The sequence below is a fragment of the Longispora urticae genome (assembly GCF_053902585.1).
Genome location: NZ_JAQZSH010000040.1, coordinates 149,625 through 162,746, shown reverse-complemented (window position 1 = coordinate 162,746; position 13,122 = coordinate 149,625). Strand labels below are relative to the sequence as shown.

Below are 13,122 nucleotides of genomic sequence, written 5' to 3'. Positions count from 1 at the left end.
CTACGGCTCCCGACCAGGCGTTCGAGGCCCTCGGGGCAAGCTGTGCCACGACCGTGGCCGGCCGGTGATCAAGGCCCGGCACATTCCCGAAAGGACCGGACAGGCCGTCACACCCAGTGGCTGCCCAGCCACATCCGGGCCCACCACGCGGCGTTGCTGATCGGCGTCCCGGTCAGGACGGGATAGAAGTACGCGAAGCAGACGGCGACCAGGCCCAGGTACGCGCCGACGGCGGCCGCCCCCACCGACCGCCACCGCCGGGCGACGGCGCCGAGGACGAACACGACGGCCAGGATGAGGAACGGCTCGCTGGGGGCGGCGTAGAAGTAGTACATGGTGCGGGTGGTGAAGGCGAACCACGGCACGATCCCGACCAGCGCGCCGACGAGGATCGTCCAGGCGCGCCAGTCCCGGCGGCTGATCGCCAGCCAGGTGAGCGCCGCCAGGGCGGGCAGGAAGGACCACCACAGGATCGGGGTACCGAGCAGCAGCACCACCGAGGAGCACTGGTCGGCCCCGCAGCCGGACGCCGACCCGCTGGCGAACAGCACCGGCCGGCTGAGCAGCAGCCACTGCATCGGCCAGGACTGGTACGGGTGCCCGCTGTCGAGTCCGGTGTGGAAGGTCAGCGAGTCGACGTGGTACCGGTACAGGTTGTACAGCGCCCCGAGCACCGGCCACTCCCCCCGGCCCTGGTCGCGCAGCCAGTGCCGGTCCCACGCGTTGTCGCTGGCGAACCAGCCGGCCCAGGTGGCCAGGTAGACGGTGACCGTCGCGCCGACGTAGGCGGACACGCCGCCGAGCAGGCCCAGGATCCGGGGGCGGGGCAGGGTCGCGGACCACCGGCCCCGGTACTCCCAGACGACGATCAGGACCACGAACGCGACCGCGTGGAACACCGCGCTCCACTTCACGCCCAGCGCGCAGCCGAGCAGCGCCGCGCTGCCGAGCCGCCACCACCAGTGGAACCGGGGCCGGGCGTCGGTCTCCAGCGCCACGAGCAGCCGGGCCCGGCGGTGGTCGCGGTCGGCGACGAGGCAGGCGAACGACCCGACCAGGAACGCGAGCAGGAAGATGTCGAGCAGCGCGAACCGGGACAGCACGAACTGGAAGCCGTCGAGGGCCATCAGCAGCCCGGCCGCGCAGCCGAGCACCGTGGAGCCGAACATCCGCCGGGCCAGCCGGGTGATCACCACGACGGCGGCGACCCCGGCGACCACCCCGGCGAACCGCCAGCCGAACTCGTTGCGCCCGAACAGCGCCTCCCCTGCCGCGATGCACCATTTGCCCAGCGGCGGGTGCACCACGAAGTCGGGGTAGTCGTTCTCGGTGTTCCACTCGATGCCCCGGTCGAGCATCGTCTGCGCGTGCTTGACGTAGTGCTGCTCGTCGAACTGCTGGCCCCGGGGCGTGGCGAGGCCGAGCACCCGGAGCACGGCGGCCACCAGGGCCACGGCCGCCGTCCACACCCAGGACACCGGATCCGGCGCGAGGAGCGGGGACAATCGGCGGCGGACGATGTCCGGAGCGGTGGTGGCCATGCGGTGATCCTAGAGATCCCGGAGCGTGTCCCGCACCGCCTGCGCCTCCGGTACTCCGAGGTCCGTGAAGATCTCCAGCGCCGCCCTCAGGTGCCGGCGGGCCTCCCCGGTGTCGCCGAGGGCGCGGTGGGCGTGCCCGGAGCCCTGGTGCGCGCGGCCCTGCTCGGCGCGTTCGCCCAGCTCGGAGGCCACGACGAGGGCCTCGCCGTGCCGGAGCAGGGCCTGGCGGGGCTCGCCGGTGGCGGTCAGGTTCTCGCCGAGCGCGTTGAGGATGTTCGTCTCGAAGTACCGTTCGCCGGTCTCGCGGGCCAGCTCCAGGCCCCGGACGTAGCTGTCCCGGGCGAGGTCGTGGCGGCCCTGTTCCTGGTGCACCATGCCGATGCCGTCGTGCGCGTTGGCCTGGCTGCCCCGGTCGCCGTACTCCTCGGCGATCACCAGTGCCTGCGCGTAGTGCTCCAGGGACTCGGCGTAGCGCTTGAGGATCCGGTACAGGGTGGCCATGTTCTGCAGGGTGATGCCCTCGGCGGTCCGGCTGCCGGCCCGGCGGAAGATGTCCAGCGCCGCCGCCTGTTCCCGCAGCGCCGACGGGTACCGGCCCAGGCGCTTGTGCACGATCGCGAGGTTGCTCAGGGCCCGGGCCTCGGCGATCAGGTCCCCGGTCTCCCGGGCGATGACGGCGGCCCGCTCGTGGTGGTCGACGGCCTCCCCGTACCGGCCCAGGCGCACGAGGACCACGCCCAGGTTGTTCAGGATGTTGCCCTCCGTCGCCCGGTCCCCGGCGTCCCGGGCGAGCGCCACGGCCGCCCGGAAGTGCTCGTGGGCCTCGCCGTACCGGCCCTGCCGCCAGCAGGTGACCCCCAGGAAGCTGAGCGACCGGCCGCGCTTGGCCGGGTCCGTACCCCGCAGCGCCAGGCGGTGCAGGGCCTCGGCCTCCCGGTTGTGCGAGCCGGTGTCGAGGTACCGGGTCAGGATCAGCGACAGGTCCACGGTGTGCTCCAGCCAGCCGTGGTGCGCGGCGTGGTCGGCGGCGGACAGCAGGTTGACCCGCTCGGCGTCCAGCCAGGCCATGGCGGCGGCCCCGTCGACCAGGTCCGGCGTCGGGGACCCGCTCGGCGCCACGGCGGGCCGCAGGTGCGCGTCCTGGGTGTCGTAGCGGTCCATGGCCCGCGACGCCGTGTAGCGGAAGTGGTCGAACAGCCGGGTCAGGGCGTCGTGCCGCTCGGCGGGGCCGGCCAGGTCGGCGGCGAAGAACCGCAACAGGTCGTGCAGGGTGTACCGGCCCGCCGCGCCCTGGGTCAGCAGGTGCGCGTCGACCAGCCCGTCGAGCAGGTCCTCGGCCGCCCGGTACGGGACCCCGGCGAGCGCGGCGGCGGCGTACACGTCGACGTCGGGTCCCGGGTGTGCCCCGAGCAGCCGGAACAGGGTCTGCTCCGCCGGGGCCAGGTCGGCGTAGGACAGCCGGAAGGCGGCGCTGACGTCCTGGTCGTCGACGGCCAGCTCGGCGAGCCGGCACCGTTCGGCGCGCAGCCGGTCGGCCAGCTGGGCGACCGTCCACCGGTCGCGGTGCGCGAGCCGGGCGGCGGCGATCCGCAGCGCGAGCGGCAGGTGCCCGCACAGTTCCAGCACCTCCCCGGTCGCGTCGGGCTCGGCCAGCGCCCGGTCCCCCACGATGCCCGTGAACAGCGCCCGCGCGTCCGCGTCCGACAGCACGTCGAGGGACACCGGGACCGCGCCGCTGACGGTGGCGAGCCGGCGCCGGCTGGTGATCAGGACCAACGAGCCGCGGGTACCGGGGATCAGCGGCCGGACCTGCGCCGCGTTCGCCGCGTTGTCCAGCACGACGAGCACCCGCCGGTCGGCCAGCTCGCCCCGCCACAGGGCCGCGCGTTCGTCCAGCTCGTGCGGGATGGCCCCGTCGGGTATCCCGAGGGCGCGCAGCAGCGAGCCGAGCGCGGCCCGGGGCTCCAGCGGCGCGCGGCCGGAGGTGAACCCGTGCAGGTCCACGAACAGCTGCCCGTCCGGGAACTGGCCCGCCAGGCTGTGCGCGACGTGCACGGCCGTCGCGGTCTTGCCGACCCCGCCCATCCCGTCGAGCGCGGAGATCACCACGGTGGTGGCCGCCCGGGCGGCGAGCGCGGCCAGCCGGGCCACCTCGGCGCCGCGCCCGGTGAAGTCCGGCACGTCGTACGGCAGCAGCCGGGGCACCGGCCGGGCCGCGACGACGACCGGCGCGGGCGGCGTGGACGTCAGGGTCGGGTCGCCGCGCAGGATCCGGCCCTGGAGCGCGGCCAGCTCCGGCGAGGGCTCCAGCCCCAGCTCGTCGGCCAGCAGCCGCCGCCCCTCGTCGTACCGTTCGAGGGCCTCGGCCTGCCGCCCGCCCCGGTACAGGGCCAGCATCAGCAGGCGCAGCGGCTCCTCCCGGAGCGGGTACGCCCCGGTCAGGGTGGAGAGTTCGGCCAGGACCTCGCGGTGCAGGCCGGCATCGAGTTCCCGGTCGAGACAGGTCTCCAGCGCGGTCAGCCGCTCCTCGGTCAGCCCGGCCCGGACCCGGTCGACCAGGTCGCTGCCGGGCAGGTCCGCGAGGGGCTCGCCCCGCCACAGGTCCAGCGCCGCGCGCAGGCCGGCCCGGTCCCCGGCCGCGCGGGCCTCGGCGGCGCGCTGGCGGAACACGTGCAGGTCCACCTGGTCGGGCGGCAGGTCGAGCGCGTACCCGGCGCCCCGGCGGGTGATCGTCGTCCCCACGGGGCGCAGCAGGGCGCGCAGCCGGGACACGTACGTCTGGATCATGCCCTGCGGCCGGGCCGGGGAGTCCTCGCCCCACAGGCCGTCGACCAGCCGGTCCACGGACACCGGGCGGCCGGCGTCGAGGGCGAGGACGGCCAGCACGGCGCGTTGCATCGGGGGCCCGAGGGGGAGCGGCCGGTCGTCGTGCCAGTACTCCACCGGACCCAGCAATCCCAGTCTCACCGCCGGACCCTAACAAGCCCCGCCCCGGGCCCCCACGGCCACTGTCACGACCGGGAACCCGCTCACACCAGGCAACCCCGCCGCCCCTCGGCCGGGTGGCGCGCGCCGGCTGACGCGCCGTCGGACCAGCCTCACCCGACCTCCGTGTAACCGGCGGGGAGCCGGACCGCCGCGAGGAGGTACCGGAAGTCCGTGCCGTCGGTCAGGGTCGCCGGCTTCCCCGGCCCGCTGAACGTCATCCGCACCGTCTCCCCGGACAGCACCGCCAGCCCGTCGAGCAGGAACCGCGGGTTGAACCCGATGCTCAGCTCCTCCCCGTCGTACTCGGCCGGCACGCTCGCCGTGGCCCGCGCCTCGCTGCCGGTCCGGGCCGCCAGCCGCAGCAGCCCGGGGCTCAGGGCCAGGTGCACGGGCGTCTGCGGGGCCGCGACCAGGGCGACCCGCTTCAACGCGTCGAGCAGCGCGCCGGTCGCGACCCGGGCGTGGATCGCGCCGCTGGCCGGGAACTGGGCCACGTAGTCGGCGAGCGGGTTGTCGAGCAGCCGGGCCACGGTGTGCCGGGCCCCGCTCTCCAGCCCGAGCAACCCGTCACCGTCCGAGCCCGGCCGGCGGTCCGCACCCGACCGGCTGTCGCTCTCCGAACCAGGCTGCCCTCCGCCGTCCGCACCCGACCGCCCGGCCCCGGCAGCACCCGGCGAGCCGTCCGCCCCCGGCCGGCCGCCTTCCGTGACCAGTCGCAGGGTCAACGGCGTCCCCGGGGTCAGCTGCCGGACGACCGCCGCCAGGGTCCGGGCCGGCACCAGGGCCGTGGCCTCCAGTCCGGGCCGGACGGGCGCCCAGGGCAGGTGCCGGACCGCCATCCGGTACCGGTCGATGCACGACAGCGTCAGCGTCTCCCCGTCGAGCCGCAGCCGCGCGCCCGTGAACGCCGGCACCGTGTCGTCCCGGCTCGCCGCGAGCACCACCTGGGTGACGGCCTCCGCGAACAGCACCGGATCGACCGTGCCGGCCACGGGCGGCGGGACCGGCGGCGCCGGGTAGTCCTCGATCGGCAGCGCGGCCAGCGTGAACGTGGCCACGGCGCAGCCCACCACGAGCCCGGCCCCCTCGGCGGTCAGCACCACGGGCCCGGCCGGCAGGCTCTTGACGATCTGGGCGAGCAGCCGCCCGGACACCAACAGCTCCCCCGGCTCGGCGACGGTCGCCGGCGCGGTGGCGGCGGTCGAGACCTCGTAGTCGAACGCGGAGACGGTGAGCCCGTCGCCGGCGCGCAGCACCAGGCCGGCGAGGACGGGCAGCACGGGCCGGGCCGCGAGCCCACCGGCCGCCCAGGCCACGGCGTCGAGCAGGTCGGCACGTTCGATCGTCAGCTTCACGGCCGCCACCCTAGGCCGGGGGTACGACACGACCGGCCGTGCCGGGACGGCATCACGCCGGTCGTGGACCGTACATCACTGAACGGCCGGGCCCGCTTCCGCAGCTGCCGTGATCCAGGGTGGCAGGCGGCCGGCGCGGTACCGGATCAGGAACTCGTGCCGGCTCCATCTGACGTGTTCGCCGCCGAATCCGTGGATCTCGAGGTCCATGTCGTCGGTGTGGATCAGGCAGATCAGTCGCCGGCCGAAGAGCAGATGCCAGCGAGCGATCGAGGCGAGGCGGTCCAGCAGGCCCGCCACCGCGGCTGCGTCTCTGGCTCGTGCCTGGTCAAGGCCCTTCAGGACGAGTACGAGATACGGTCGTTCTGCGGTGAGCAGGTGGTCCATGAGCCCGTCGTTGAAGCCCGGCCACGTTTCCCGCCCGTAGCCTGTCGGCCAGTCCGCGATCGCGGCGATGACCGCTTCGCGGAGGTCGTCGGCGTCAGCGCACACCGCCGCGTCGACCTCGGCGATCTCGTACCCCAGCTCGGCGAGGTCTGTCGTGAGGCGACTGAGCGCCCAGGTGTTACGAAACAGGTGGAGATGGCCGTAATGTAGCAGCGTGAAGTCCTCCGGATGCATACCCCGGGCACTGTCGTCGAAGGCCACCATCCGGGCACTGTACGTCCGCCGGACCGGCGCCGCCACGACATTCGCAGCTGGTCGACGGCACACACCGGGTGCGCGAAGGACGAGCTCAGTCGCCCGAGTAGCCCCAGAAGACGAGTTCGTGGGGGTGGCCGTCGCGGTACAGCACCGCGTACCTTCCGCTCCAGCGGGGGAATTCGACGTCTATCACGGCGTCGCGCTCGAAGACCTCGTCGAAGGCGGCCCGGGTCAGCTCCCCGGTGCCGAAGACGGGCGCGGCCTCCTCGGCGGACAGCGGGAGGAGGCGCCCGCGTTCGTCGCGCGCACCGGCGGCCCCGATCTCCTCGATGTCGAGAATCGAGTGCGTGCCGGCCGCCTCGAAGTGCTCGTGCGCCCACAGCTCGGCGATGCTGTCGGGACGGGTGTCAGGCCACCAGTAGTAGTCGTGCTCCGCGAAGACCCGGTGTCGCAGAGCCTCCAGCGCAGCCGGGACATCCGCCTGAAACGGCACGTAGTAGTTCCACATCGAGGCCCCCATGGCCTGTCCCCTCTCGGCACGTCAGCCCGCGGACCGTAACAGCGGCCACCGACATTTCCACGGCCGAGGACCGCGGCACCCGACGAACGATGCGGTCGATCAGTCCACAGTGGCCATAGTTTGCGACAGTTTTGCCAGGTCAGACGGCCCCGGAGCCGAAAATGCAGTCCGCGTCATGAAAAATTCATGCGGCCCGGCGTAGCTTTCTCGGTGTCGGGGCACCCATCCCCGGCAGTGGTGGGCCGACGCAGCCCACCCACCCGTCCTTCCGGGGGGCGTCATCCGTCTCGCAAACACAGACGCCCCCCGGAAGAGACAAACCACAAAATCCTTGATGGTTACGAGTGGGGCCCCGACCCGTCGCGCATCAGCTCGGGCCCGGCACCTAGGCCGCCCCAAACTCCCCGGACCGCACGGCCCCGAGAAACACGGCCCAGTCAGTGGACGGCACGGTCACGATGCCGTCCAACGGAGCCTTGGAATCGCGCACACCTACCAGAGGATTGCCCAGCGAGACTTCGACGCAGGCGCCTCCGGAACCGTTGCTCCGGTTGGATTTTCGCCAGGTTGAGGGGTGAAGGTCCGTCATAACTAGGGCTCCCGGCTCTCCAGGGATTCGATCGTCTCCCCGATCATGCGGCGCGTGGTGCTCGGCGACAAGGCACACGCTGTCAGGTGATCGAACTCGGCACGGTGCGGGAGCACTTCTTCCGGGCTATCGAGGTAGAGGACTCCGACAACGCTCTCGACTGCGACGACCTGCCCTCGCGGCCGATCAAATCCGAATAGATGGAACGGCGCGTTGTGGCCCGCGTCGGGAACCATGGCCGGCAGGAGCTGCACGGTGACCGCTCCGGCGTCTATCCAGTCAGCCAGGGCCTCTAGCTGCCGCCTGGACACATCCGCGCCACCGACTCCCCGCCAGAGCGCGTCCTCACAGAGGATCACGTGAACGTAGGGCGCATTCGGTCGGTCAAAGATGGCCCTGCGGCCCATGCGCACCTGGATGAGGTTCTCGATCCGGCGCGGATCGTGGGCGGGCCTGAAGGAACGCATCAGTGTCCGGGCATACTCGGCCGTCTGGAACAGCCCCGGCATGATCCGGTTCTCATAGAGCTTGATGCTGTCAGCTGTCGACTCAAGCGCCAGATATGCCGCGAATCCTGGGGGCAACTCGCTATCGCCGGCTCGGTTCCACCAGCCGGAGACGTTGGCTTCCTGGGCCAGCTCCAGGATGCGCGCTCTGGTGGGCTCCGGGACCGCGTACACATCGAGGAGTTTTGCCGCTGAGCTGCGGATGGCCGGATCGGAGCCCTCTTCAGCCGCCCCGACCCGCACCGGCGTGTACCCCGACAGCTCGGCCGCGCGCTCCGCACTCAACCCGGCCTGCTCGCGGATGCCGCGCAACCCCGCGCCGAGCACCCGACGACGGGTGGTGATCTGCATCAGACCAGTTAACCATTGATCACCGAGTGCGACTATTCACCGGAGTACACAATGAGGGCATGGATCCCGTCGACAGACTGCGCGAACTCTGCCTGGCCCTGCCCGAGACGACGGAGCGGTTGTCCCACGGCGAGCCGACCTGGTTCATCCGGGGCAGGAAGGTGTTCGTGACCCTCGCCGACCACCACCACGACAACCGGCTGGGGTTCTGGTGCGCGGCCCCGCCCGGCACGCAGGAGGCGCTGGTCACCGAGGACCCGGCCCTGTACTTCCGCCCGCCCTACGTCGGCGGGCGCGGCTGGCTGGGCGTGTACCTCGACGTGCCCGTCAACTGGGACGAGATCCGCGACGTGGTGACGGAGGCGTACCTCATGGTGGCCCCGAAGTCCCTGCACGCCCGGATGCGCGAGGGCTAGATTCCACCCATGCGGATCCTGGTACTGGGCGGGACGTCCTTCGTCGGACGCGCCATCGTGGAGGAAGCCCTGCGGACCGGCGCGGAGGTGGCGGTCTTCGGCCGGGGGAAGACGGGCACGGACCTGTTCCCCGAGGTCCCCCGGCTGATCGGCGACCGCGACACCGGCGACTACGCGGCCCTCGCCGACGGCAGCTGGGACGCGGTCGTGGACTCCAGCGGGTACGTGCCCCGGCACGTCGACCAGGCGATGGACGCGCTCGGCGACCGGGTCGGGCGGTACCTGTTCGTCTCCAGCCACGCCGTCTACACCCTCACCGGCCTGGCCCCCGGAAACGACGAGGACACTCCCCTGCGCCCGGCCGTCCGGCACACCGAGCACCTGGACGAGGCGACGTACGGGCCGAACAAGGTGGCCTGCGAGGAGGACGTCGTCGCGCGGTACGGGGAGCGGGCCACGATCGTGCGCCCCGGCAAGGTGGCCGGCCCGAACGACAACCAGAACACCCTCACGTACTGGGTCCGCCGGGTCGCGCGCGGCGGCCGGGTGGCGCTGCCGGGGCGGCCCGAGCAGCCGGTGCAGATCATCGACGCGCGCGACCTGGCGGCCCTCGTCGTGCGGCTGCTCCGGGACGACCGGGGCGGCGCGTACACGGCCGTCGGGCCCACCGTCGCCCTCGGCGAGGTGATCGCGCTGTGCGCCCGGGTGGCCGGGGTCGACATCGAGGTCGTGCCGGTGCCCGAGGACGCGGTCGGGCCGATGTACCCGCTGGTCCGGCCGGTGGAGGTGTGGGCGGGGCAGCAGCGGAGCGCCGCGCGGGCCCGGGCCGCCGGGATGCCGGTCACGCCCCTTGAGACGACGATCCGCGACGTGCTCGCCTGGGACCGCGCGACCGGCGAGCAACCGATCGACTGGGGCATCACCCCCGAGGAGGAAGCCCGCCTCCTGGCCGACCGCTAGCCCCACCCGACCGCGCCGGCCCGCCGCCGCCCACCGGACCACGGTCGACCTCAGCCGCGCCGGCCCGCCTCCCAGCCGGGATCGCAGGGCCGCCCCGCGCCACGGTCCCCCTGGCCGCGCCGGCCCGCCTCCCAGCCGGGATCCCTCAGCCCACCGGCGCCCCGCCGAACCGCCAGACCCGCAGGTCGTGCACCGGCACGTACCCGATGGCCTGGTAGATCTTGTTGCTCGTCGGGTTCGCCACGTCCGTGTAGAGGCTGCACACCGCGCCGTCGTCCAGGATCCGCTGGCTGACGGCCGCGACGCACCCGCTGGCGTAGCCGCGGCCCCGCGACCCCGGCGCCGTGTAGACCCCGCTGACCTTGGCGACCCCCGCCACCGGCGGGCTGACCCACAGCATCGAGACCGGCCCGCCGTCCTCCCACAGCCAGACCTCCCCGGCGTCGAGGTGCCGGTCCACCGTGGCCGCCACGTGGGACACGTCCTCGTCCGGAACCGCCTCCCGGATGAACGCGGCCACCCAGGTCAGCACCAGCTCGCGGTCACCGGCCACAGCCTGGCGGAGCGTGCCCGGGACCCCGACCGGCGGGACGACCGCGTCGAGCCGGAACAGCCGGGTACCCCTCGTCGCCGCCGCCCTCACCCCGGTGCGCTCCGCCCACAGCCGGGCGAACTCGTCCGAGGCCGTCGCCGGGCCGCCCACGGCCGGGAGCGCGGGCTGATGCTCCGCGCACCAGTCGACCAGGGCGGCCACCACGTCGGGGTCGACGGTGGTCAGGAGCAGGGGGTGCGGCGGGGTGCGCAGGGCCACGCCCACGAGGTCGTCGCCGTCGTGGACGCCGAGCCACACGGCGCCCTCCTCGACCGGGACCTCGCCGGCCGCGCGGGTGGCGATGAGGTTCGCGGCGATGTTGTGGCGGACCGGGTCGCGGCCCAGCCAGGGCAGCACCTGCTGGGCGAAGGCCTCGACGGAGGGTTCGGAGTGAACACGCATCCCCCATTGTCGCCCGGCCGGTGCCCCGCGCGCGGCCCCGCCGGAGCCGGTCGCGTGGCCCACCCGGGCCGGGTCAGTACAGGAGCTGCCAGCCGCCGAGCCGCACCACGAACGTCGTCAGCGTCCCCTTGTCCACCCCGCCGTGGTGGTCCGGCCCGAACACGTAGTTGCCGGCCACCCCGTCGTAGTGCGTGTTCTCCAGGGCGTCGCGGAGCGGACCCCGCTCGGTGCCCTTCGTGCTCGTCATCGCCTCGGTGATCATGCGCAGGGCGTCGTACGCGCTCGGCGCCACCCCGGAGTACGTGTTGTACTCCTGGATGTACCGCCGCCGGAACTCCTGCTGGGCCAGCCCCGCCGGGGTGGTCGCGATGCTGTTCGGGTCGAGCACGGCCGGGTGCACCATGAACATGCCCTCGGCGTCGGCGGCCGTCGGGCCGGACAGGAACTGGTCGGCCCCCGCAGAGGGGTCGAGGAAGATCTTCCCGGTGTACCCGGACGCCTTGATCGCCGACACGGCGCGCGCCGCCCCGGGCATGAGCGCGCCGAGCAGGATCGCGTCGGGTTTGGCCTCCAGGAGCGCGGCCAGCCGGTCGGTCACGTCGGAGCCGTCCTCGGCGAACCGTTCGCCCTTCACCAGGCTCAGCCCGTCGCTGGACCGGATCGCGAGCGCGCCGGTCATGACCTGGGTGACGATGTCCCCGTAGGTGCCCTTGGCGGTCAACAGGCCGATCTTCTTCGCGCCCATCCGCAGCGCGTTGTCGGCGATGGCGGCCGCGATGTCGCCGCCGTTCGGGGACACCTTGAAGCAGAACTTCCGGGCCGCGACCGGGGTGACGATGGCGTCGCTGGCGGCCAGGGACACGAGCGGCACGCCCAGTTCCTCGGCGACGGGCACCATGGCCATGGTCACGGCGGTGGTGCTCGCGCCGACGATGGCGGCCACGTGGTCGTTGGTGACGAGTTCGCGGGCGGCGGCGGCGCCCCTCGCCGGGTCGCTGGCGCTGTCCTTGACGACGAGCCGCAGTGTGCGCCGCTTGCCGTCGACCAGTACCCCGCCCTCGTTGATCTGGTCGACCGTGACCTTGAGGGCGTTGCGGTGCACGGTGCCGATCGGGAGGCCGGGCCCGGTGAGTTCCAGGACGGCCCCGACGACGACCTCGCCCTCGAGGGTCACGGCGCCGCGCTCGGGCGTCGCGGGGCCGCCACAGCCGGCGGCGACGGACGCGACGAGTACGGCGGAGGTGAGTCCGGCCCAGAACCTGCGATCGACCATCCGCGATGGTGGTCACATTCTGTGTCGATGGTCAAGTGACGAACACGGACATTACAGGACCCTGACCTGCTTTTGCCGGCCGATTCCCCGAAGTTCCATCACAGTGGGTTACTCGGATATGCCCGACTTGCCGGTACCCGCCGGGCGTGCAGAATGGGCCGATGGATCTCAACGCGGACCTCGGCGAGGGTTTCGGCCGCTGGCACCTGACCGACGACGACGCGCTCCTCGACGTCGTGACCAGCGCGAACGTGGCCTGCGGCTTCCACGCCGGCGACCCGGCCACGATGCGCCGGGTGTGCGGGGCCGCCGCCGCGCGCGGGGTGCGGATCGGCGCCCAGGTGTCCTACCGCGATCTGGCCGGCTTCGGCCGCCGCGCGATGGACGTCCCGGCGGACGAACTGGCCGACGAGGTCACGTACCAGATCGGGGCCCTGCGGGTCTTCGCCGAGGCCGCCGGCAGCACGGTCAGCTACGTCAAGCCGCACGGCGCGCTCTACAACCGGGTGGTCGACGACCCGGCGCAGGCCGCGGCGGTGGTCGCCGGGATCGTCCGGGCCGGGGGCGGGCTGCCGGTGCTCGGGCTGCCGGGCTCGGAGCTGCACGCCGCCGCCCGGGCCGCCGGGCTGCCGACGGTCGCGGAGGCGTTCGCGGACCGGGGGTACACGGCGCGGGGGACGCTGGTGCCGCGCGGCACGCCGGGCGCGGTGCTCGGGGCGGAGGCGGCCGTGGCGCAGGCGCTGGGGATCGCGCGGGACGGGCGGGTCACGGCGGTCACGGGCGAGGTGGTCGAGGTGGCGGCCCGGTCCCTGTGCGTGCACGGGGACACGCCCGGGGCCGTGGCGGTGGGGCGGGCGATCCGCGCGGCGTGGGAGATGACGCCGTTCACCTAGGCGCCGGGTGCGGGCACGCGTGGCGAACTCGGCCCGATCCGCGGCATTCGCGTGGTCCCGGCCGCCCGTCGGGTAAGGACTGTGTCGGCTC

At 73.4% G+C, this 13,122-nt stretch carries 12 protein-coding genes; 3 read left to right on the top strand and 9 right to left on the bottom strand.

Annotated elements, in window-relative coordinates; all coding sequences use genetic code 11:
* Nucleotides 1-107 precede the first annotated feature (107 nt).
* From PT931_RS27510 to PT931_RS27480, 7 genes are all read right to left on the bottom strand, one after another.
* Nucleotides 108-1,541 (bottom strand): dolichyl-phosphate-mannose--protein mannosyltransferase, encoded by a 1,434-nt coding sequence (locus PT931_RS27510; RefSeq protein WP_456248606.1) that lies wholly within the window; start codon nt 1,539-1,541, stop codon nt 108-110.
* A 9-nt stretch (nt 1,542-1,550) separates the two neighbouring features.
* Complete coding sequence (locus PT931_RS27505) at nt 1,551-4,508, bottom strand: tetratricopeptide repeat protein (RefSeq protein ID WP_456248605.1); 2,958 nt, start codon at nt 4,506-4,508, stop codon at nt 1,551-1,553.
* A gap of 131 nt (nt 4,509-4,639) precedes the next feature.
* On the bottom strand, nt 4,640-5,884 hold the full coding sequence (locus PT931_RS27500) for a DNA polymerase III subunit beta (RefSeq protein WP_456248604.1): 1,245 nt from the start codon (nt 5,882-5,884) through the stop codon (nt 4,640-4,642).
* Between the two features lie 75 nt (nt 5,885-5,959).
* The gene (locus PT931_RS27495; RefSeq protein ID WP_456248603.1) at nt 5,960-6,535 is read right to left on the bottom strand and encodes a hypothetical protein; all 576 of its coding nucleotides are present in this window, start codon (nt 6,533-6,535) and stop codon (nt 5,960-5,962) included.
* Between the two features lie 85 nt (nt 6,536-6,620).
* Nucleotides 6,621-7,049, bottom strand: coding sequence for a hypothetical protein (locus tag PT931_RS27490; protein WP_456248602.1), 429 nt, complete (start codon nt 7,047-7,049; stop codon nt 6,621-6,623).
* Between the two features lie 385 nt (nt 7,050-7,434).
* The gene (locus PT931_RS27485; RefSeq protein ID WP_456248601.1) at nt 7,435-7,638 is read right to left on the bottom strand and encodes a DUF397 domain-containing protein; all 204 of its coding nucleotides are present in this window, start codon (nt 7,636-7,638) and stop codon (nt 7,435-7,437) included.
* A 2-nt stretch (nt 7,639-7,640) separates the two neighbouring features.
* A complete protein-coding gene (locus tag PT931_RS27480; RefSeq protein ID WP_456248600.1) occupies nt 7,641-8,495 on the bottom strand; it encodes a helix-turn-helix domain-containing protein in 855 nt (284 codons plus the stop codon).
* A gap of 59 nt (nt 8,496-8,554) precedes the next feature.
* On the opposite strand from PT931_RS27480, the gene PT931_RS27475 reads away from it, so the two are divergent.
* Together PT931_RS27475 and PT931_RS27470 are read left to right on the top strand one after the other, a co-directional pair.
* The gene (locus tag PT931_RS27475; RefSeq protein ID WP_456248599.1) at nt 8,555-8,911 is read left to right on the top strand and encodes an MmcQ/YjbR family DNA-binding protein; all 357 of its coding nucleotides are present in this window, start codon (nt 8,555-8,557) and stop codon (nt 8,909-8,911) included.
* A gap of 9 nt (nt 8,912-8,920) precedes the next feature.
* Complete coding sequence (locus tag PT931_RS27470; protein WP_456248598.1) at nt 8,921-9,871, top strand: NAD-dependent epimerase/dehydratase family protein; 951 nt, start codon at nt 8,921-8,923, stop codon at nt 9,869-9,871.
* Between the two features lie 145 nt (nt 9,872-10,016).
* On the opposite strand, the gene PT931_RS27465 is transcribed toward PT931_RS27470, so the two are convergent.
* Both PT931_RS27465 and PT931_RS27460 read right to left on the bottom strand, forming a co-directional pair.
* Nucleotides 10,017-10,865, bottom strand: a complete 849-nt coding sequence (locus PT931_RS27465; RefSeq protein WP_456248597.1) for a GNAT family N-acetyltransferase — start codon at nt 10,863-10,865, stop codon at nt 10,017-10,019.
* 73 nt (nt 10,866-10,938) lie between these two features.
* Nucleotides 10,939-12,138 carry an ABC transporter substrate-binding protein gene (locus PT931_RS27460; protein WP_456248596.1) on the bottom strand — a complete coding sequence of 400 codons (1,200 nt, stop codon included), beginning with the start codon at nt 12,136-12,138 and terminating at the stop codon, nt 10,939-10,941.
* Nucleotides 12,139-12,299: 161 nt separating this feature from the next.
* On the opposite strand from PT931_RS27460, the gene PT931_RS27455 reads away from it, so the two are divergent.
* A complete protein-coding gene (locus PT931_RS27455) occupies nt 12,300-13,031 on the top strand; it encodes a LamB/YcsF family protein (protein WP_456248595.1) in 732 nt (243 codons plus the stop codon).
* The last annotated feature ends 91 nt before the right edge of the window (nt 13,032-13,122 follow it).

Excerpts from the sequence above, each read along its gene's own strand:
- PT931_RS27510 (WP_456248606.1), bottom strand. The coding sequence starts at position 1,541 with ATGGCCACCACCGCTCCGGACATCGTCCGCCGCCGATTGTCCCCGCTC.
- PT931_RS27495 (WP_456248603.1), bottom strand. The coding sequence starts at position 6,535 with ATGGTGGCCTTCGACGACAGTGCCCGGGGTATGCATCCGGAGGACTTC.
- PT931_RS27490 (WP_456248602.1), bottom strand. The coding sequence starts at position 7,049 with ATGGGGGCCTCGATGTGGAACTACTACGTGCCGTTTCAGGCGGATGTC.
- PT931_RS27485 (WP_456248601.1), bottom strand. The coding sequence starts at position 7,638 with ATGACGGACCTTCACCCCTCAACCTGGCGAAAATCCAACCGGAGCAAC.
- PT931_RS27480 (WP_456248600.1), bottom strand. The coding sequence starts at position 8,495 with ATGCAGATCACCACCCGTCGTCGGGTGCTCGGCGCGGGGTTGCGCGGC.
- PT931_RS27475 (WP_456248599.1), top strand. The coding sequence starts at position 8,555 with ATGGATCCCGTCGACAGACTGCGCGAACTCTGCCTGGCCCTGCCCGAG.
- PT931_RS27470 (WP_456248598.1), top strand. The coding sequence starts at position 8,921 with ATGCGGATCCTGGTACTGGGCGGGACGTCCTTCGTCGGACGCGCCATC.
- PT931_RS27465 (WP_456248597.1), bottom strand. The coding sequence starts at position 10,865 with ATGCGTGTTCACTCCGAACCCTCCGTCGAGGCCTTCGCCCAGCAGGTG.
- PT931_RS27460 (WP_456248596.1), bottom strand. The coding sequence starts at position 12,138 with ATGGTCGATCGCAGGTTCTGGGCCGGACTCACCTCCGCCGTACTCGTC.
- PT931_RS27455 (WP_456248595.1), top strand. The coding sequence starts at position 12,300 with ATGGATCTCAACGCGGACCTCGGCGAGGGTTTCGGCCGCTGGCACCTG.